We start from the raw sequence: 18,451 nt of genomic DNA, 5'->3' as shown, positions 1-18,451 counted from the left end.
GCCCCCATGATCACTCGCGGATTCCTCGTCGCGTCGCTCCTGCTGGCTGCCGCCTGCACCAGGGAAGCGGCCTCGCCTTCCATGCCCGCTCCCCCTCCTGCGCCCGACATCCACTCCTTCGCACGCCCCGCGGAGGCCCGTGTCACCCACGTCGCGCTCGATCTGCAGGTCGATCCGGCCGCCCGCGTCCTTCGCGGCACCGCGACGCTCACGCTCGTGCGCCGCGCCGATGCCGGGGAGGTGGTGCTCGACACGCGCGGACTGCGAGTGACACGCGTCACCGACGAGGCGGGGCAACCGTTGGCCCACCGCCTCCAGCCCGAGGTGACGTTCCTCGGACAGGCACTCGTCGTCGCACTGCCGGCCAGGGGCGACCGCGTGACGGTGCACTACGAGACCAGCCCCTCGGCCGCCGCGCTGCAGTGGCTCACGCCGGCGCAGACCGCCGGCAAGACGCACCCCTACCTGTACTCGCAGGGACAGGCGATCCTCACCCGCACGTGGATCCCGACCCAGGACAGCCCCGGCATCCGCCAGACGTACGAGGCCACCATCAGGGCTCCCAGGCCGCTTCGTGTCGTGATGTCGGCCGAGATGCTGACGCCCGATGGCGTCGACGCCGCCGACGGCCAGCGCGCCTTCCGCTTCAAGATGGACCAGGCGGTGCCGCCCTACCTGATCGCGATCGCCGCCGGTGACATCGCGTTCCGTTCGCTGGGGCCGCGCACCGGGGTGTACACCGAGCCCGCGGTCCTCGACCGCGCTGCCAACGAACTCGCCGATCTCGAGAAGATGGTGGCCGCCGCCGAATCGCTCGGCGGTCCGTATCAGTGGGGCCGCTACGACGTGCTCGTGCTGCCGCCCTCCTTCCCGTTCGGCGGCATGGAGAACCCGCGCCTCACGTTCGCCACGCCCACCATCCTGGCGGGCGACAGATCCCTCGTGTCGCTGTTGGCGCACGAGCTCGCGCACTCCTGGTCGGGCAACCTCGTCACCAACGCCGTGTGGAGCGACTTCTGGCTCAACGAGGGCGTCACGACGTACTTCGAGAACCGCATCATGGAGGCCCTGTACGGCAAGGACCGCGCCCTGATGCTCGCCGCACTCGGACGCGCCGAGGTGCTGCGCGACATGAAGGACATGCCACCGGCCGACACGAAGCTGGTGCTCGACCTGGCCAACCGCGACCCGGACGAGGGCATGAACCAGGTGGCGTACGAGAAGGGCGCGGCGCTGCTGCACACGATCGAGGCGGCCGTCGGCCGGGATCGGTTCGACCCGTGGCTGCGCGGCTACTTCAACCGCCATGCGTTCACGTCGATCACGTCGAGGGAGTTCGCCGGCGACCTGAGGCGCGAGTTGATCCGCGGCGACACCGCCCTCGAGGCGAAGATCGCGCTGTCGGCGTGGCTCGACGAGCCAGGCATGCCGGCCGTCGCGGTGGTGCCGCAGTCGCCCGCGTTCAGGCAGGTCGAGGCGCAGGTGGCCAGGTTCACCGGTGGCACGCCGGCGTCCGCGCTCGTGGTGGACGGCTGGGTCACGCAGCAGTGGCAGCACTTCCTCGAGCAACTGCGCACCGCGCCGCTCTCGCCCGCGCAACTGCGCGACCTCGACGCCACGTTCGGTTTCACCGCATCGGGCAACAGCGAGGTGCTCTTCGGCTGGCTCCGCATCGTCGTCGCGCGCCACCACGAGCCGGCCGTTCCTGCACTGGAGAAGTTCCTCACCTCGCAGGGCCGTCGCAAGTTCCTGCGCCCGCTGTACGACGACCTCATGCAGTCGACATGGGGACAGCCGATTGCCCGGCGCATCTACGCCACGGCGCGCCCGGGCTACCACGCCGTGTCGGCGCAGACCATCGACGGCATCGTCAAGTAGTCCATGCGGGCCCTGCTGCAGGCGACCGGTCCGGGGCGCGTGGTGGCGTGGCAGCCGTGTCCGCTGCTGAGCGGGTGCGTCGATCACTACTGGCTCGGCATCGACAGCGAGCCCGGCTCGACCACCCTGCTCCCGGACGGACGGGTCGATGTCGTGCTGGAGCTCACCGGTGCCGCAACGACGGTGCGCGTGTACGGCGCGGTCACGGCACGCGCCGAGGTCCCGCTGCAGGCAGGCGCCACCTACGTCGGCGTGCAGTTCCGACCCGGACGCAGCCGTCACTTCCTCGCGTCGAGCGCCGTCGAACTGACCGATCGCTGCGTTGCGGGCGCGGATGCCCTGGCCTGTTCGCTCGAGCGCGTGCATGACCAGGCGAGTCCCGACCGCGCCATCGCAGCGCTGGAGCAGGCCCTGGCGGCGCACCTGCACCGGAACCCGCCGCAGCCGTCACGAGTCGACCACGTCGTGGCGACGCTGGAGGCCGGATGCGGGCCCTGGCGCATCGGCGATGTGGCGCGGGCACTCGAGGTCAGCCCCAGGCAACTGGAGCGCCAGTTCCTTCGGGACGTCGGGCTTCCGCCCAAGCAGTTCGCCATGATCCGGCGCTTCAACGAGGCCGCGGCCCACCTCCGCGCCCGCAGGCCCGCGGTCGTCGCCGCCACCGACGCCGGCTATGCCGACCAGAGCGACATGTGCCGGGCGTTCCAGCGCTACATCGGCCAGACCCCTGCGGCGTACGGGCGCGGCGACGTCACGTTCCTCCAGGACGAAAAGGTCTGGCTCGACGGACCGGCAACATGCCTGCCCACCGACGCCCGGAGCCATACGGCCGCCCGGTCTTCCGGCCCGAAGGTCGGCACGGACGCAGTCACGACGTGAGGCGCTCGACGACGTCGACACCGATGCCGTTCGGATCGCGGAGCACGAAGTGGCGATCCCCCCAGGGCTCGTCGCGCAGCGGTTCCTCGATGGGTGCGTCCAGAGCCAGCAGACGCTGGTACTCCCGGCCGGCGTCCTCGACGTCGATGGCGATCCACACGCCGGCGCCGCCGAACGCGGCCCGGAAGATGGGCGCTTGGGATGCGAGGCCCGGCCGCATGAAGGCCAGTTCTCCCTCGCCAATTCCCAGCACGACGACCCAGCCGTCCTCTCCCTCGTAGATGACCCGCGCGTCGAAGAAGCGGGTGTAGAAGGCCTTCGATGCCTGCAACTGATCGGTGACGATGCCGGTCCAGAGCTTCATGTCGGTCTCCATGGCAAGTGCGTGACGCCACATCGTCGCCAGGCGGCCGGCGCGGCGTCTTGTGCAAATGCGACATCGGCGCGGGCCACCGCCGGCATTGCCCCTGGGGTGGGCGGCTGGGTCACGCAGACGCGAGGTGAGACCGCCGAAGGGCAGGCCCTGGCTGGTCCGCGCTAGGCCGGCCGCGGCACCCGGCCTCGCGGTTCCCGGACCGCCGCGGCCACTTCCTCGAGCAGCCTGCGAGTCTCGGCCACCTGCTGCGCCCCAAGCCTCCTGGCCAGCTCCCGCTCGTAACGGGCGTGAAAGGCCCTCGCCCTGCGAAGGGCGGCGCGGCCGCGGTCGGTGAGCTCCAGCCGCTTGACGCGTCGATCGTCGGGGTCGGCGTGCCTGGCCACGTAGCCCTTGTCCACCATGTCGTCGACGACCTTGAGCGCACCGGGCGAGCTCATGCCGAGTCGCGACGCCAGTTCGCTCAGGCTGCAGGGTTGGTCGGCCAGCAAGCGGAAGACGTAGCCGAACGACGAGCCGATGTCGTCGAAGCCTGCTGCCGCGAGGTCGGCGTCGAGCGCGTCCTTGAACGCGACGAAGGCCAGGTTGAGCAGCACCCCGAAGTCCAGCAAATCCGCCCTTGACATCGTTATCTCCAGTTAATTAACTTAGGTTAACAGAATGGAGAACCGCATGCCAGTCCTGTCCCGTGACAACGCTCCCACGTTCAACCTGCCCGGTATCTGCTTCACCACCCTGTCGTCGCCGAGCCGCGGTGCCCGCGAGAACGCCGTGTGGGAGGTGACGATTGCTCCTGGCGTCTCCGGGGCGCCTCATCGCCTGACGCGCGAGGAGACGTTCGTCGCGCTCTCGGGAAGCGCCATGGTCGAGCTCGACGGACAGCGCTTCGACCTTGTGGCGGGGAGCACGCTCGTCGTCGACGCAGGCCAGATCCTGAGCGTGTCCAACGTCGGGACCGAGCCATTCCGTGCGCTGGCCGTGTTGCCCGTCGGGGGGCAGGCGGTGGTCGGGGATCGGCCCGCGTTCACGCCACCCTGGGCGGCCTGACGTCCCTGGAGGAGCACGGTTCGCAGCCGGATTCGCGTGGCGTGCGCCTGGCGGTGCGCCTCGCTCGACAGGATGACGGCATGTCATGGCTGACCGTCGCAGACCGCCTGTAGCCTGTAGCCTGTAGGCTGTAGCCCGATGAAGATCGCCACCTGGAACGTGAACGGCATCCGCGCGCGCGGCGCGCAGGTCGAGCAGTGGCTCGATGCCGAGCGCCCCGACGTGCTCTGCCTGCAGGAGATCAAGGCGTCCCCGGAGCAGGTGCCGATGACGCTCGCCGCGCGCGACGACTACTGGACCTGCTGGCACGGATCGGGCGGGTACTCGGGCGTGGCCTTGCTGGTGCACCGCGATCTCGCGGGCGCCGAGTGCAGCGCCGCGCACCCGGCCTTCGACTTCGAGCATCGCGTCGCCAGCGTCACCCGTGGCGATCTCGAGATCCTGAGCGTGTACGTGCCCAACGGCGGCAAGGACCTGGCCGCCAAGATGCAGTTCCTGCAGGACCTCGGCAACCACGTGTCCGAGGCGCACCGGGACGGCCGCCGGGTGATCGTCTGCGGCGACCTGAACGTGGCGCTCACCGACCTCGACCTGCACCCGAAGGAACGCAAGCCCAACGCGATCGGCCAGCGCCCCGATGAACGCGCCCTGCTGCAGCGCGTGATCGACCTCGGCCTGACCGACGTGCACCGTGCCCTCCATCCGGCAGACGAGGGCCTGTTCACCTGGTGGGCGCCGTGGCGCAATCTCCGTCAGCGCAACATCGGCTGGCGCATCGACTACGTGCTGGCGACCGCGTCGATCGGCGTCACCGCAACGAGCGCCGTCTGCCAGCGCGAGTTCGGCACGAGCGACCACGCGCCGTTGGTGGTGGAGTTCCAGTGATTCCTGTAATGCCGGAATGCCGCGATGCCGGAATGTCGCGGCATTGCAGTCGTTCGACAACAGGTCCTCGGCATTCGGCGGCGTGAACCAGCATGATTGCGTCGACCTGAAGGTCGACGCCTACTCACCGCGGGTTGTTGCCGGTCGTGCCGAGTGCCGACCAGGCCGGGGCTAGCCCCGACCTTCGACATTCCGGCATCGCGGCATCGCTGAATTACAGGCGCGGTCTGCGCGTGTGGTAGTCCGTGCCTTCCTGGAACCGGTGCGCCAGCGACAGCAGCAGGTCGTCGGCATACAGCCGACCGACGAAGGTGCCGCAGATCGGCTGCGGCTGCAGCGGCGGCGCAGGCGTGGAAGGAGCGGCAGGCGCCGGCGCGGCAGCGGCACCTCGCCCGCCCGGCGGGCGTGACGGCGGCACGTCGAACGCGTACGGCAGCACCACGCACGGATGGCCCGTTTGCGCGTTGGCCGCGACGTCGGCCCCGGGTGCGCCGACGAACAGGTCCAGGTCCTTCATGAACTCGCCCCAGCGCTGCACGAGCACGTGGCGGCGGCGCTGCAGTTGCAGGAAGTCGAAGCCCTTCACGAGTCGGCCGTTCACGAAGCGCGGGTTCCAGTCGGCCGGCGCCATCGGGTTCTCGGGCGTCGGCGGCGGCGTCGGGGCCGGTGTCGGCGGCAGGTTCGCCAGGTCGAGGCCGATCTCCTTCGCCTTGCGCACCACGTAGGCCTCGAACGCGGCGGCGTACTCGACGTTGAGGCTGCCCTGCCCGATGCCGGGTACCGTGGGCCGCGGGCCAATCGGCTTCGGCACCACGCCCATCGCACGCAGGCGCTCCACCAGGGCCGGCGGCGCCTCGGGATCGACGCCGACGCTCAGGCGAGACACGTCGATGCCCCGGTCGTACTGGAACGGCGTGGTGATCGTCGACGGGTCCTTCTCGTCGACGCCGTGGATCACGCTGAAGACCATCGCGCAGTCCTCGGCCGTGCGGCACATCGGGCCGACCCGATCCTGCGACCAGGCCAGCACCATGCCGCCGTGCCGGCTCACGCGCCCGAACGTCGGCCGCAGCGCCGTGATGCCGCACCGGATCGCCGGCGACACGATCGAGCCCTGCGTCTCGGTGCCGATGGCGAACGGCACGCAGCCGGCCGCGACCGCCGACGCCGGGCCGGCCGACGACCCGCTCGACCCCTGCGACAGGTTCCACGGGTTGTTGGTGCGTCCGCCGAACCACTGATCGTTCTGCGCGAAGAGGCCCGTCGAGAGCTTGGCCACCAGAACCGCGCCGGCCTCGCGCAACCGCACGACGATCTCGGCGTCCTCCTCGATCCGGCGATCCTTGAAGTCGGGCGCCCCCCACGTCGTCGTGAGCCCCCTGGTCGAGAAGAGATCCTTCAGGCCGTAGGGCACGCCGTGGAGCGGGCCACGATGGCGACCCGCGGCGATCTCGCGATCGGCGCGCGCCGCCTCGGCCAGCGCCTGCTGGCCCAGCAGGATGACGACACAGTTGAGGACCGGGTTGAGGCGCGCCAGGCGCGCGAGGAACAACTCGGTGAGCTGGGTCGAGGTGACGCGGCGGGCCCGCAGCAACGCCGAGAGCCGGTGCGCCGGCAGGAACGCGAGGTCTTCCTCTGATGTCGGGACCGCGCCGTCCCACGCCAGCGGCTCGACAGGCGTCCGGGTGAACGCGGCGGCGCCGCGCTCGCGAATCAGGCTGTCGAGCAGGGCGCCGGTGCCGGCCGGCCAGGGCTGGAACTGCAGCGCCGGCGGTTCGCCGTTACCGAGCGGGAGCGGCTCCGGTGCGGCGGGCTGGGCGGGCGCGGGCCCCTGCGGGGCGGGCGCACCAGGCGCGGGGGATGGCGGCTGCGCGCGCAGGGCCTCCGGCGCGGCGAACGCACCGGCGGCCGCCGCGACGAGCGAGTAGAAGGTGAACGCGCGCCGATCGACGGGTGCGAGGCCAGATGCGGCCGCGGGTTCGTGATCGACGTCGGCCAGGTCGGACTGCAGGTGGTCGAGGTAGTCGTCGGGCGTCATGTCGGTTCCTGGTAGCGCGTCGCGCGCCGGTGCGGGTGCGCGCCACGCCGGGCGGCGCGGCGGATCAGCGCGTGCCGAGCGGCTGGCGGTCGGCGTCGCGCAGGCCCACGAGCAGCGACGTGCCGTCGGGGCCGACGCGCAGCTCACCATAGCGCGCCGGCGCGTACGTGTCGGCCGCGCCCTCCTGGAAGTAGAAGGCGTTGGTCCCGATCTGCAACCGTCCGCCGCGCAGGCGGTACGCGAGCCGCGTCTCGCCGGCCGCGAGCGGTTCACCGCCGTCGCGCCGGCGGAACTGCGCGACGCCCTGATCGTCGGGGCTCACGACGATCGCGCCGTCCCTCGGCCAGTCGTCACCGTGCGCGGTGCGGCGGGCGATCGCGTAATCGAGCTGCATGTAGTCACCCTGGATCAGCGATCGCGGATCGCGTGGCGCCAGTTCCAGGAGCACGACCTGGCCGGTCGCCAGCAGGCGCTCCTTGCCGGCCGTCTCGAACCCCACCAGCCCGAGCACGATGGCCAGCCCCACGACGATCAGGGCGCGCCTGATCATGCCTCCACCCCCTCGACATGTCGCCTGAAGAACGCCGCCGCGGCGAGGCAGACCAACCCCGAGGCGACGAGCACCCCGGACTTCTGCAGCAACGTCAGCGACAGGCTGTAGTAGTAGAGGCCCAGGAAGCCGATCAGGAAGGCGGCGCCGACGGCGATCAGCCCGGTGCGTCGTCGATCGAACCCCAGCATCACCAGCAGCAGCGCCCCGGTGATGGCAGGCGTGGACCACGTCAGCCCGCCCACCAGGCACACCGCGACGATGGCGACCAGCGTGGTGTGCGAGGCGGGCGAGCGCCGATGGTCGGCCGCAACCCGCAGCGCCAGCCATCCGAGCGCGACCACGAAGACCACCGTGAGCGGCCACGGCTGCGGCAGCAGCACCTTCACGAAGTCGGGCGAGAAGCCGACCGTGCCGGTGACCACGTCGATCACGATCTGCAGCGTGAGCAGCCCGCACGCCGCCAGGGCACAGGCCCACGCGGCCGGGTCGAGCACCCGGTGCCATCGGGGCGTCGCCGGCAGCAGGCGCCAGGCCACCACCGGCGCGAGCGCGAGCAGCGCCGTGGCGGCGCCCATCGCGTAGGGCACCCTGGCGTCCACGGCAAGGTAGACCGCCGAGCCAACCGCCAGGAGCGTCGCGCAGAACCGGTACACCCCGTCCTCGTACAGCAGGATCAGCACGAGCGAGGAGGCGATCGCGGCGAGAGCCGGCGCGCGCACGCCGTCGGTGATCGAGCCGATGGCACCGAGCAGCAGCATCTGGCCGGCGAACACGCAGACCAGCGACGACTGCCGAACCAGCTCGCCGCCCTTGCGGCCGCGCAGCGCGATACCGAGCGGCATCAACCCGATCCCGAGGACGAGGGCGGCCAGGTCGACGCGCTCCCCGAGGATGACCGAGACGATCCCGAGCCCGCTCGCCAGCAGGAAGAGCGCCCCGACCCACGCCGCGCCGCCCATCAGCACGCGGAGGTACCACGGCATGTCCTCGTGATCCATGGCGAGGACGGCCGCGCGGGCGTCCGTCTCGATGCCGGCCGGCACGAGCCCGAGGGCCGTGCCCTCCTGGAGCACCTGCGCCAGCGTGCGCCTCGCAATCATGCCGCCTCTCCCCGCGACTGCCGCCGCAACCAGGACACCACCAGGGTCACCTCGCCGACGATGAAGGCCGTGATCAGCATCAGCCCGAGCAGCCCCAGGTCGAGCGTCTCCATCAGCAGACGCGACACCGCAGTGGTCACGATGGTCATGACGGCGCCGGCGGCGAGCGTCAGCATGAAGGTGTCACGGCGGATCGCGGTGTGGTACACGCCGAACGCGACCACGAGGAAGCTGACCGCGCCGAGCGCCGCGGCGCCGAGCGTGTCGGCATCGCCCGGGTGCAGGACCCGGACGAAGGCCGGGACGAGCAGCGGCAGCACGGTGGCGGCCGCCACCATGCGGGGCGCCCACGTGTCGGTGAGCCAGGGCCGCGCCTGCAGGTGCTGCAGTTCCCAGGCCATCAGCGCGAGGACGTGCATCGCCAGCAGGCCGAGCAGCAGCGACAGCGCCCACGTCGGCGACGCGAGCACCTGCGAGACGTACAGCGCGTACGCGAGATCGACGAGCGCGAGCCACAGCAACCAGAGTGGCGTGAACGCCGCCGCGACGGTCCACGGCAGGATCAGCAGCGCCCAGACGCCGAACAGGCCCCACGGGTCGGCGCCCGTCTGGTAGGTCTGGCCGTAGACGGCGAGCAGCGCGCCGGTGAGCACCGAGGCCGCCAACAGCAGGACGCGCGACAGCAACGTCTCAGGCCGGCGCAGCGCGCCGCCGGCGGCCGCCGTGGTCGCCGCCGCAATCAGGCCCATCTTCGCGAACCTGCCGAGGGCGGCCCAGTTGAAGGCGAAGAAGGACACCACGCCCGACAGCGCCAGGCCGGCGCCGAGCAGCAGGAGCGCCGAGGCGAGGAACCGGCGCCACTCGTCGAGGTCGGGGGTGCGGGTCGCAAGGGCGATGAGCGGACCGCGGTGCGGGTCGGGGACGGGGATGGCGTCGATCACGCGCTCGAGGCGCGCGACCGTCGCGGCACGGCCCAGCGGGTCAGGAACGGACGAGGTCACGGATGAGTGGCTTCAGTATAGAGTGGCGCCGACGCGCGCTTCCTGCGACAAGAGGAGTGGGATCGTGGACCGACGTGACTTCCTGCGCACCACCATGCTGGCGGGGGCGGCGATGACCCTGGCCCCCCGGGCGACCTCGGCGGCCGATGCCCGCGTCGACGTGCTCCTCGACGAGCCGATCGCGCGCATCGATCCCAACGTCTACGGACACTTCGTCGAACACCTCGGCGGTGTCGTGTACGACGGCATCTGGGTCGGCGAGGGCTCGCGCATCCCCAACACCGGCGGCATCCGGCAGGCCATCGTCGACCACATGCGCCACTTGCCGAAGGGCGTGATCCGGTGGCCTGGCGGCTGCTTCGCCGACAGCTACGACTGGCGCGACGGCATCGGCCCACGCGAGGCACGGCCCCGCCGCACGAACTTCTGGACGCCCGAGATGGCGGCACGGCCCGACGGACCGTGGAAGTACGACCCCAACCACTTCGGCACCAACGAGTTCGTCCGGTTCGTGCGCCTGTGCGGCGGCGAGCCGTACCTGGCGGCCAACCTGCGCAGCCTCCCCGCCCGCGACTTCTACCAGTGGGTCGAGTACGCCAACTCGCCGGCCGGGTCGACGACGCTTGCCGAGATGCGCGCGAAGGGCGGCAGCGCCGAACCGCTGCGCGTGCGGTTCTGGGGGGTCGGCAACGAGTCGTGGGGCTGCGGCGGCAACCTCACGGCCGACGAGTACGCCGTCGAGTACCGCAAGTTCACGGCCTGGCTGCCGACGTACGGCGAGCCGCTGTCGTTCATCGGCTCGGGCCCGAACGGCAACGACCTGTCGTGGACACGTCGGTTCTTCACGACCCTCACGGCGAAGGGCGAGGGCGCGCTCAACTCGATCTGGGGCTGGGCGCTGCACCACTACACGTGGAATGCCAGCCGGGGCGCCACCACCGACTGGAATGCCGGCAAGGGCGACGCGCTCGTCTACACCACCGACGAGTGGTACGAGATCCTCGCGCAGGCCGCGTTCATCGAGACGCTGATCACCGGCCACTGGGCCGTGATGGGCGAGATCGACCGTCGGCATCGCGTGAAGATCGTCGTCGACGAGTGGGGCACGTGGCACAAGCCGGGCACCGAGATCCATCCGTCGCACCACCTCGGCCAGCAGTCGACGATCCGCGACGCCCTGGTCGCGGCGCTCACGCTCGACACGTTCCATCGTCATGCCGACAAGGTCGCGATGGCCAACATCGCCCAGTTGGTGAACTGCCTGCAGTCGCTGTTCCTCACCGACGGCGAGCGGTTCCTGCTCACGCCGACCTATCACGTGTTCGCGCTCTACGCGCCACATGCGGGCGGCGAGGCCGTGCGCACGCAGCTCGGCGCGCCGCGCATCGGCTACGACCGCGTGAACGACCGCGGATCGGTGGCCGGACTGGCCGGATCGGCCTCGGTGCGGGACCGCACGGTCACGCTGACCCTGGTGAACCCGCACGCGACCGACGCCACCGACGCCACGATCACCCTGCGCGGCGGACGCGCGGCCTCTGCCCGGGCCGTCACGATCGCTGCGGGCGAGATCCACGCGCACAACACGTTCGATCGACCTGCCGTGGTCGCACCGTCGGCCGAGAGCGCCGTGCCGGTGGGCCCGGGTGCCAGCTTCACGCACCGCCTGCCGCCGGCATCGGTGACGCGGCTCACGGTGGCGCTGGGGTAGGGCGAGGCACACCATCAGGTCGCCTGCGGGCTACAGCCTGCAGGCTGCCTTCGCCGCTCAGGAGTCTCGGCTCAGGGCTCAGGCGACCGTCGCCCAAGGGCGACGGCTACGACTGTTCCAGGTGTAGGCGTCGGCCTTGGCCGACGCACAGCCACCCATCAGGTAGCCTGTAGGCGGCAGCCTGTTGCCGTTCCTCGGAGGTCCTCTTGTCTCGGTTCGTTCGCGTCGTCGCTGTTGCCGCTCTCGTCGTCCTGTCATCGCTCGCCTCATTTGCACAGGCGCCTGCGCCCGGCCCGATGGTCGGCACCTGGGTGATGAACCCGGCCAAGTCCACGCCGATGACCATCAACTGGAAGGAGCGACGCATGGAGGTGACCAGGGAGGCCGACGGGCTGACCTTCTCCAGCGTGACCGTGGCCATGGACGGCACGAGCTCGAAGTGGGGCTTCACCACGAAGGGCGACGGCAAGCCGGTGCCGGTGACCGGCGCGCAACCCGCGCCCGACACGGTGGAGGCGATGATCGAGCCGGCGCTCGGCGACAGCCTCGGCGGCGCGAGCGGCCTGTTCACCTACAAGGTCGGCGACGTGGTGGTGCTGCAGTCGATCATCGAGCTGGCCGCCGACCGAAAGAGCCTGACCGTGAAGTCGGTGCGTACCATGCCCGACGGCTCCAAGGCCGCCAGCCAGACGCATTACGACAAGAGGTGATCGGGCACCGGGCACCGGGCACCGGGTTCCGGGCACCGGGCTCCGGGCACCGGGCTCCGGGCACCGGGCTCCGGGCTCAGGGCGCCGGGGCACGCGCAACGCGGCGGGAGGACGGGCACAGCCTCCCCTGATGTCCGCGTGACCGTCGGTCAAGTCCGACGGCGACGTCCGGTGATGGCCCGACCTTCCCGGTCCGGCGTCGGGTGTCGGGTGGCGGGAAGAGCCGGCAGGCTGCAGCCCGCGGGCCACCTGTGTGACGATGGCGCGCATGCGCGTCGTCCTCGCTCATGCGGTCGTCGTGGCCGGGCTGCTGGCCCTGCCGCTCTCCCAGCGCTTTCCTGCGGCGCAGGCGCCCTCGCGGGCACCCAACATCATCTTCATCCACGCCGACGACCTCGGCTGGGGCGACCTCTCCTCCTACGGGCAGCGGAGGTACCGCACGCCCAACATCGACCGCCTCGCCACCGAGGGCACCCGCTTCACGCAGTACTACTCGGGAAGCACGGTGTGCGCGCCGTCGCGCGCGGCGCTGATGCTCGGGCAGCACACCGGGCACAACCGCATCCGCGGCAACGGCGAGGTGCCCCTCGAGGATGGCGACGTCACGCTCGCCGAGATCCTGAAGGCACGCGGTTACCGGACGATCCAGGTCGGCAAGTGGGGGCTCGGGTACGAGGGGACGCCCGGGCTGCCTGAGAAGCAGGGCTTCGACGAGTCGTTCGGCTACATGACGCATCAGCAGCCGCATCGGCAGTACACCGACAGGCTCTGGAAGAACGGCGCCTGGGTGGACGTCTCGCCGACGCGCGATTTCACCAGCGATCTGTTCACGCAGGCGGCGGTCGACGCGATCGGCAGGGCCGGCGGGCAGCCGTTCTTCCTGTACCTGGCCTATCCCCTCCCCCACGCCGAGCTGCGCGCCCCTGAAGACGCCATCGCGAAGTTCCGCGGGCAGTTCCCCGAAACCCCGTTCGTGAACGCGAAGGCCGACGCGACCACGCCGGTGCCGCCGTACACGGTGAGCGGCGGGTATCGCTCGCAGCCGACGCCACACGCCGCGTTTGCCGCCATGGTGACGCGCATGGACGAGGGGGTGGGACGCGTGCTGGACGCCCTGAAGGCCAACGGCCTCGATCGCGACACGATCGTGCTGTTCACCAGCGACAACGGTCCGCACAAGGAAGGCGGCGCCGACCCGGAGTTCTTCGACAGCAATGGCCCGTTGCGCGGGATCAAGCGTGACCTCTACGAGGGCGGCATCCGCGTGCCGATGCTGGTGCGCTGGCCCGGGCGCGTCGCCGCGGGTCGCGCGAGCGACGTCGTGTGGGCCCACTGGGACGTGTTGCCGACGCTGGCCACGATCGCGGGTGCGAGGTACGACACCGCGACGGTCGACGGCCGCCCCATGGACAACGCGATCACCGGCGATGGCGCCACCGTCGCCCGGCGCGACGCCGACAGGGTGCTCTACTGGGAGTTCCACGAGGGCGGATACAAGCGCGCCGCGCGCCGCGGGACCTGGAAGGCGGTGTGGCTCTCGCCGGATCTGCCGATCGAGTTGTACGATCTGGCCACCGACCAGGGCGAGACACGCAACGTCGCCGCGACGCACGCGGCGATCGTCGAGCAGTTCCGGACGTATTTCGCCTCGGCGCGCACGCCGTCCGAGCGCTGGCCCGGGAAGTGACGGTTGACGGTTGACGGTTGACGTCTGACGGTTGACGTCTTGGTTCGTGGGTACCGGTGACGAAGCCGCAGGCCGAATGACCACGGCCGAAAGGATTGCCATGATCGGTTCGAGGCGCACCTTCCTCCATGCGGCAGCCGCCGCCCCGGCCCTCATCCTCGCGCGGGGACGGGAGGCCGGCGCCTTCGCTGGGGCGGTCGGGCGCATCGGCGGGCTCGTGCGGCTCGACAGCAACGAGAACGCGGCCGGCCCGTGCCCTGCCGCACTCGACGCGATTGCGCAGGCGACGCGCCTGTCGCACGTGTACCCCTTCCGGTACGGCGGGGCGCTCGAGGCCGCGATCGCGAAGCGGCAGGGCGTGTCCACCTCCAACGTGCTGGTCGGCTGCGGGTCGTCGGAGATCCTGCTGAACGCCGTGCTGGCGTTCACCGATGCGCGGCGCGGCCTGCTGGCGCCGCTGCCGACCTTCGAGGAGCCGGCGCGGCGGGCCCGCCAGCTGCAGCGCCCCGTGCAGGAGGTTCCGGTGCGGTCCGACCTGCAGGTCGACCTCGACGCGATGGCCCGCCTGGTGCCAGACGCCGGCCTCATCTTCCTCTGCAACCCCAACAACCCGACGAGCGTGGCCCTGCCGCTCGATCAGGTGCGGGCGTTCGCCGCGGAGGCACTCAAGCGCAACCCGGACGTCGTGATCCTGCTCGACGAGGCCTACATCGAGTACGCCGACGGCGGCGGGGTGGCCTCGGCCCTGCCGTTCGCGCTCGAGACGCCGCGCGTGGTGGTGAGCCGCACCTTCTCGAAGATGTACGGCATGGCCGGCCTGCGCGTCGGCTACGCGATGGGCCAGCTCGACACGCTCCAGCGCCTGGCCGCGTGGAGCCTCCCGATGAGCGTCAACACCGTCGGCCTGCACGCGGCCATCGCCTCGCTCGGCGACACGGCCCTCGAGTCGCGCGAGCGGGCCCGCAACGCCGAGGTGCGCGCCTTCACGGTCAGGCGGCTCGAGGCCGCCGGCGCGCGCGTGCCGGTGTCGCACGCCAACTTCGTGATGGCCGACATCGGCCGTGACGTGAACGGCTTCCGATCGGCATGTGCGGCCCGCGGCATCGCCGTCGGCCGGTCGTTCCCGTCGTTGTCCACGCACGCGCGCATCTCGATCGGCACGATGCCGGAGATGGAGGAAGCCTGCAGCGTGTTCGCCGACGTCCTGAAGGCATGACCTGCCGGCGCGCGAGCCTCGCCGCCCTGCTCCTCGCCGCCACCGTTGCGGGCGCCCATGCGCAAACGCAGGGGTCCGCGCCGCCGCCGGCCGCGCTGCCGCTGCGTGCGGCGTGGCCGGTCGTCAGGCGCTACCCGGCGGCAGAAGCCAGGCAGGCCGTCGCCGTCGATGCGACGCACTTCTATGCGATCACCAACCGGGCCATCGGCAAGTACCTGAAGGCCACCGGCGCGAAGGTGGCCGAATGGAAGGACGTCGATGGCGGTCCCTTCATCCACCTGAACAGCGGAGTGGTGCTCGACGGCGCGCTGTACTGCGCCCACTCGAACTACCCGGGCGTGCCGATGGTGAGTTCGATCGAAGTGTGGGACGCAGCGAGCCTGCGCCACGTGCGCAGCATCCCCGTCGGCACCGGGCGGGGTTCGGCGACGTGGATCGATCGGCGTGACGGGGCCTGGTGGATGATGTACGCGCACTACCCCTCGCCCAGTGGCGAACCGGGCAAGGGGCCCGAGTACTCGGTGCTGGTGCGCTACGACACCGAGTGGCGCGAGACGGGCGCGTGGGCGTTCCCGAAGGCCGTGGTGGCACGATGGGACGGGATGAGCAGTTCCGGCGGCGTGTGGCTGCCCGACGGGCGGCTCGTCACCGCAGGGCATCACGCGCCGGAGTTGCACGTGCTGCGCCTGCCGACGGCGGGCGCCACCCTCGTGCTCGACGCCGTCGTGCCGGTCGAGAGCGAGGGCCAGGGCATCGCGCTCGATCCCGCCGACCCCGGCCTGCTCTGGTCCATCCAGCGCCGCACCGGCGAGGTGCTGGTGTCGCGGATGCGCTGACGGGGCGCTACCTCCTGTCGCGGCGCGCGAGCACGACGAGCTCCTGGCCGCCCATCGCCGTCTTGCCGACCGTCATGTCGATGGCCTGGTAGCCCTTCGCGCCGGCCTCGTTGAGCTCCTTCTCGAGGGTGGACGTCTTGCTCGTGGCGATCAGGAGGTAATCCTCGGTGGGCTTGGGCGCGTCCTTGTCGCGCTCCATGATCACGACAATCTCCTCGCCGCCGAACATCGAGGAGAACACCGTCTTGCCCACGTAGTGGAAGCCCACGTCGGCCGCGTCGCGCAGTTCCTTCTGCATGGTGCCGCTCTTGTTGGTGGCCAGCAGCTTGTAGACCTTGGCCGACGGCCTGGGGTCCTTCTGCATGACGACGACGGCCTCGGCGCCTCCGAAGGCGGTCTCGCCACCCATGACCGCGGCGAAGGCGTACCCGGCCTCCGCGGCCGTGTTCATCTCCTTCTCCATGGTCGATGTCTTGGACGTGGCCAGCACCTTGTACTCCCGGGGCCCGTTGTCCTGGGCGGCGGCGGGGAGGGCGATGAGACCGAGGCAGAGGGCGAGCAGGAGCGTGCGCATGATCATTCGTGAGGTGGGCGCCGGGGAGCAGAACGTGACGCGCCGGTAGTGTCGCACGGCCTAGAATGACCCGCATGCTTGCAATCCTGCGCGCCGCGACCTATGCCGCCGCGGCGCACGTCGGCAAGACCCGGCGCAACCTGCCCGACCCCTACATCAACCACCCCCTCCGCGTCGCCGAGCACGCGGTCCGCGCCGGGCTCGACGAAGACGCCATCGTCGCCGCCCTGCTGCACGACGTGGTCGAGGACACCGACCTGACGTGGGACGACCTGCTCGCCGCGGGCTTCTCGGAGCGCGCCGTCACCCTGGCCCGCCTGCTGACCAAGTGGTGGGAGGCCGGCGACGACGACACGACCCCCGACAAGGCGACGTACTATGGCCGCATCCTCGAGGACGCCGATGCGCTGGCGCTCAAGTTGCTCGACCGGGCGGACAACCTGCGGGACGTGGCGCGCATCGTCGGCCAGCGACGGGAGTTCGCCGAGAAGTACCTGAAGAAGACGCGCCGGGAGTTCCCGCCGCTGTACGAGCGGTGCCGGAACGCCCACGCGCGCGACACGTTCGCCGAGAGCCTGGCCAGCCTGGAGCTGGCACTCGAACGGCGCAGATGACCGCCTTGTCCCTGGAGAAGTCGATGGTCCGGAAGGGTGTGCTGTCGTTGGTGACGTGGGTGCTCGTGGCGGGCCTTGCCACGGCGCAGGGCCTGCCGGCAGGGGCGCCGGAACAGGTCGGGATGGCCGGCGATCGGCTGGCGCGCATCAGCTCCACGATGCGGGCCCTGGTCGACCAGGGCCGCGTCGCCGGGACGGTGACGCTCGTGGCGCGCAACGGCAAGGTCGTGTACCACGAGGCCGCCGGCAAGCGCGACGTCGAGAAGAACGTCGCGATGACCACCGACACGCTCTTCCGCATCGCCTCGATGAGCAAGGCGATCACCAGTGTCGCCGTCATGATGCTGGTCGAGGAAGGCAAGGTCCACCTCGACGACCCGGTGTCGCGGTTCATCCCGTCGTTCGCGAAGACGACGGTCGTGGTGCCGCCCGCCACCGGGGCGCCCAGTGCCGGCACGGCGGGCACGGCGCCCGCGGCGCGGCCCATCACGATCCGTCACCTGCTCACGCACACCGCGGGCATCTCGTACGGCAACGGCAACCCGTTCGAGGCCGACTACCGGGCCGGCGGCGTGATCGGCTGGTACTTCGCCGACAAGGACGAGCCGATCGCCGCCACCATCGACCGCCTGGCGAAGCTGCCGATGGACTCGCAGCCGGGCGACAAGTACGTGTACGGCTTCAACACCGACATCCTCGGGGTGGTCGTGGAGAAGGCCAGCGGGCTCACGCTCGCCGACTTCATGCGCACGCGCATCTTCGAGCCGCTCAAGATGGGTGACACGCAGTTCTACGTCGATCCCGCCAAGGCCGACCGTCTCGCGACGGTGTACTCGATGCCGAAGGCCGGCGGCTCGCTGGAGCGCGCGCCGGAGCCGGGCATGGGCCAGGGCCACTACGTGAACGGACCGCGCAAGTCGTACTCGGGCGGTGCCGGCCTGGTGTCGACTGCCTCCGATTACGCGCGCTTCCTGCAGATGCTGCTCAATGGCGGCACGCTCGACGGGGCGCGGCTGCTGAGCCCGAAGACCGTCGAGCTGATGACGTCCAACCACGTCGGCGCCCTGTATTCCAACGGCAACTTCGGCTTCGGACTCGGCTTCGAGATCACCGAGCACGTGGGCCGCTCCGGCCGCCCCGGCTCGGTCGGCGAATACGGGTGGGGCGGCGCCTACCACACCAAGTTCTGGGTCGACCCGGTCGAGAAGCTCGTGGTGGTGTTCATGACGCAGTTGCTGCCGGCGGCCGGTTCGGACGCGCACATGACGTTGCGTCAGCTGGTCTACGGCGCCGTCGTCGACGCGCCGAACGCGACGGTCGGGAAGGTGGCACTGCGACCGGCATCGTGA

The 18,451-nt window shown here is 70.9% G+C and carries 18 protein-coding genes; 11 read left to right on the top strand and 7 right to left on the bottom strand.

All coding sequences use genetic code 11. The features are described from left to right. Positions 1–6: 6 nt before the first annotated feature. Positions 7–1,878, top strand: coding sequence for a M1 family metallopeptidase (locus tag TBR22_RS01335; protein WP_239491149.1), 1,872 nt, complete (start codon positions 7–9; stop codon positions 1,876–1,878). Between the two features lie 3 nt (positions 1,879–1,881). Then, positions 1,882–2,757: a helix-turn-helix transcriptional regulator gene (locus TBR22_RS01330; protein WP_239491148.1), complete on the top strand. Its 876-nt coding sequence runs from the start codon at positions 1,882–1,884 to the stop codon at positions 2,755–2,757. Here TBR22_RS01330 and TBR22_RS01325 read toward each other — a convergent pair. Then, entirely contained in the window at positions 2,747–3,121 is a 375-nt protein-coding gene (locus tag TBR22_RS01325; RefSeq protein WP_239491147.1) for a VOC family protein, read from the bottom strand. The two genes, TBR22_RS01330 and TBR22_RS01325, sit on opposite strands and share 11 nt — an antisense overlap. Positions 3,122–3,294: 173 nt before the next feature. Beyond that, positions 3,295–3,756, bottom strand: a complete 462-nt coding sequence (locus tag TBR22_RS01320) for a MarR family winged helix-turn-helix transcriptional regulator (protein WP_239491146.1) — start codon at positions 3,754–3,756, stop codon at positions 3,295–3,297. A gap of 46 nt (positions 3,757–3,802) precedes the next feature. On the opposite strand from TBR22_RS01320, the gene TBR22_RS01315 reads away from it, so the two are divergent. Beyond that, positions 3,803–4,177, top strand: a complete 375-nt coding sequence (locus tag TBR22_RS01315; RefSeq protein ID WP_239491145.1) for a cupin domain-containing protein — start codon at positions 3,803–3,805, stop codon at positions 4,175–4,177. 138 nt (positions 4,178–4,315) lie between these two features. Further along, positions 4,316–5,062: an exodeoxyribonuclease III gene (locus TBR22_RS01310; RefSeq protein WP_239491144.1), complete on the top strand. Its 747-nt coding sequence runs from the start codon at positions 4,316–4,318 to the stop codon at positions 5,060–5,062. A 214-nt stretch (positions 5,063–5,276) separates the two neighbouring features. On the opposite strand, the gene TBR22_RS01305 is transcribed toward TBR22_RS01310, so the two are convergent. From TBR22_RS01305 to TBR22_RS01290, 4 genes are all read right to left on the bottom strand, one after another. Next, a complete protein-coding gene (locus TBR22_RS01305) occupies positions 5,277–7,100 on the bottom strand; it encodes an amidase (protein WP_239491143.1) in 1,824 nt (607 codons plus the stop codon). A gap of 64 nt (positions 7,101–7,164) precedes the next feature. Continuing rightward, positions 7,165–7,650, bottom strand: a complete 486-nt coding sequence (locus tag TBR22_RS01300) for a GDYXXLXY domain-containing protein (RefSeq protein WP_239491142.1) — start codon at positions 7,648–7,650, stop codon at positions 7,165–7,167. Then, on the bottom strand, positions 7,647–8,753 hold the full coding sequence (locus TBR22_RS01295) for a DUF4401 domain-containing protein (protein ID WP_239491141.1): 1,107 nt from the start codon (positions 8,751–8,753) through the stop codon (positions 7,647–7,649). Before TBR22_RS01295 ends, TBR22_RS01300 begins: the two co-directional genes overlap by 4 nt. Then, positions 8,750–9,754, bottom strand: coding sequence for a DUF2157 domain-containing protein (locus tag TBR22_RS01290; protein WP_239491140.1), 1,005 nt, complete (start codon positions 9,752–9,754; stop codon positions 8,750–8,752). Before TBR22_RS01290 ends, TBR22_RS01295 begins: the two co-directional genes overlap by 4 nt. A gap of 64 nt (positions 9,755–9,818) precedes the next feature. On the opposite strand from TBR22_RS01290, the gene TBR22_RS01285 reads away from it, so the two are divergent. The 5 genes from TBR22_RS01285 to TBR22_RS01265 all read left to right on the top strand — a co-directional run bounded on the left by TBR22_RS01285 (position 9,819) and on the right by TBR22_RS01265 (position 15,914). Beyond that, positions 9,819–11,465, top strand: coding sequence for an alpha-N-arabinofuranosidase (locus tag TBR22_RS01285; protein WP_239491139.1), 1,647 nt, complete (start codon positions 9,819–9,821; stop codon positions 11,463–11,465). 206 nt (positions 11,466–11,671) lie between these two features. After that, positions 11,672–12,175: a hypothetical protein gene (locus TBR22_RS01280; RefSeq protein WP_239491138.1), complete on the top strand. Its 504-nt coding sequence runs from the start codon at positions 11,672–11,674 to the stop codon at positions 12,173–12,175. A gap of 268 nt (positions 12,176–12,443) precedes the next feature. Then, positions 12,444–13,862: an arylsulfatase gene (locus TBR22_RS01275; protein WP_239491137.1), complete on the top strand. Its 1,419-nt coding sequence runs from the start codon at positions 12,444–12,446 to the stop codon at positions 13,860–13,862. 100 nt (positions 13,863–13,962) lie between these two features. Next, a complete protein-coding gene (locus TBR22_RS01270; protein WP_239491136.1) occupies positions 13,963–15,078 on the top strand; it encodes a histidinol-phosphate transaminase in 1,116 nt (371 codons plus the stop codon). After that, complete coding sequence (locus TBR22_RS01265; protein WP_239491135.1) at positions 15,075–15,914, top strand: hypothetical protein; 840 nt, start codon at positions 15,075–15,077, stop codon at positions 15,912–15,914. Before TBR22_RS01270 ends, TBR22_RS01265 begins: the two co-directional genes overlap by 4 nt. A gap of 7 nt (positions 15,915–15,921) precedes the next feature. On the opposite strand, the gene TBR22_RS01260 is transcribed toward TBR22_RS01265, so the two are convergent. After that, complete coding sequence (locus TBR22_RS01260; protein WP_239491134.1) at positions 15,922–16,488, bottom strand: hypothetical protein; 567 nt, start codon at positions 16,486–16,488, stop codon at positions 15,922–15,924. A gap of 74 nt (positions 16,489–16,562) precedes the next feature. On the opposite strand from TBR22_RS01260, the gene TBR22_RS01255 reads away from it, so the two are divergent. Together TBR22_RS01255 and TBR22_RS01250 are read left to right on the top strand one after the other, a co-directional pair. Further along, positions 16,563–17,102, top strand: a complete 540-nt coding sequence (locus TBR22_RS01255; protein ID WP_239491133.1) for an HD domain-containing protein — start codon at positions 16,563–16,565, stop codon at positions 17,100–17,102. Next, positions 17,099–18,451 carry a serine hydrolase gene (locus TBR22_RS01250; protein ID WP_239491132.1) on the top strand — a complete coding sequence of 451 codons (1,353 nt, stop codon included), beginning with the start codon at positions 17,099–17,101 and terminating at the stop codon, positions 18,449–18,451. Before TBR22_RS01255 ends, TBR22_RS01250 begins: the two co-directional genes overlap by 4 nt.

The organism is Luteitalea sp. TBR-22 (assembly GCF_016865485.1).
In the GTDB taxonomy this organism is placed as follows: Bacteria; Acidobacteriota; Vicinamibacteria; order Vicinamibacterales; family Vicinamibacteraceae; genus Luteitalea.
The sequence above is the reverse complement of the archived record's forward strand: the minus strand, read 5'-3'. Positions and strand labels throughout refer to the sequence as shown.

What these genes read in the sequence shown, in the direction of transcription:
- TBR22_RS01305 (WP_239491143.1), bottom strand. Translation starts at nt 7,100, where the DNA reads ATGACGCCCGACGACTACCTCGACCACCTGCAGTCCGACCTGGCCGAC.
- TBR22_RS01260 (WP_239491134.1), bottom strand. Translation starts at nt 16,488, where the DNA reads ATGCGCACGCTCCTGCTCGCCCTCTGCCTCGGTCTCATCGCCCTCCCC.
- TBR22_RS01335 (WP_239491149.1), top strand. Translation starts at nt 7, where the DNA reads ATGATCACTCGCGGATTCCTCGTCGCGTCGCTCCTGCTGGCTGCCGCC.
- TBR22_RS01270 (WP_239491136.1), top strand. Translation starts at nt 13,963, where the DNA reads ATGATCGGTTCGAGGCGCACCTTCCTCCATGCGGCAGCCGCCGCCCCG.
- TBR22_RS01330 (WP_239491148.1), top strand. Translation starts at nt 1,882, where the DNA reads ATGCGGGCCCTGCTGCAGGCGACCGGTCCGGGGCGCGTGGTGGCGTGG.
- TBR22_RS01300 (WP_239491142.1), bottom strand. Translation starts at nt 7,650, where the DNA reads ATGATCAGGCGCGCCCTGATCGTCGTGGGGCTGGCCATCGTGCTCGGG.
- TBR22_RS01295 (WP_239491141.1), bottom strand. Translation starts at nt 8,753, where the DNA reads ATGATTGCGAGGCGCACGCTGGCGCAGGTGCTCCAGGAGGGCACGGCC.
- TBR22_RS01315 (WP_239491145.1), top strand. Translation starts at nt 3,803, where the DNA reads ATGCCAGTCCTGTCCCGTGACAACGCTCCCACGTTCAACCTGCCCGGT.
- TBR22_RS01310 (WP_239491144.1), top strand. Translation starts at nt 4,316, where the DNA reads ATGAAGATCGCCACCTGGAACGTGAACGGCATCCGCGCGCGCGGCGCG.
- TBR22_RS01320 (WP_239491146.1), bottom strand. Translation starts at nt 3,756, where the DNA reads ATGTCAAGGGCGGATTTGCTGGACTTCGGGGTGCTGCTCAACCTGGCC.
- TBR22_RS01265 (WP_239491135.1), top strand. Translation starts at nt 15,075, where the DNA reads ATGACCTGCCGGCGCGCGAGCCTCGCCGCCCTGCTCCTCGCCGCCACC.
- TBR22_RS01275 (WP_239491137.1), top strand. Translation starts at nt 12,444, where the DNA reads ATGCGCGTCGTCCTCGCTCATGCGGTCGTCGTGGCCGGGCTGCTGGCC.
- TBR22_RS01325 (WP_239491147.1), bottom strand. Translation starts at nt 3,121, where the DNA reads ATGAAGCTCTGGACCGGCATCGTCACCGATCAGTTGCAGGCATCGAAG.
- TBR22_RS01255 (WP_239491133.1), top strand. Translation starts at nt 16,563, where the DNA reads ATGCTTGCAATCCTGCGCGCCGCGACCTATGCCGCCGCGGCGCACGTC.
- TBR22_RS01250 (WP_239491132.1), top strand. Translation starts at nt 17,099, where the DNA reads ATGACCGCCTTGTCCCTGGAGAAGTCGATGGTCCGGAAGGGTGTGCTG.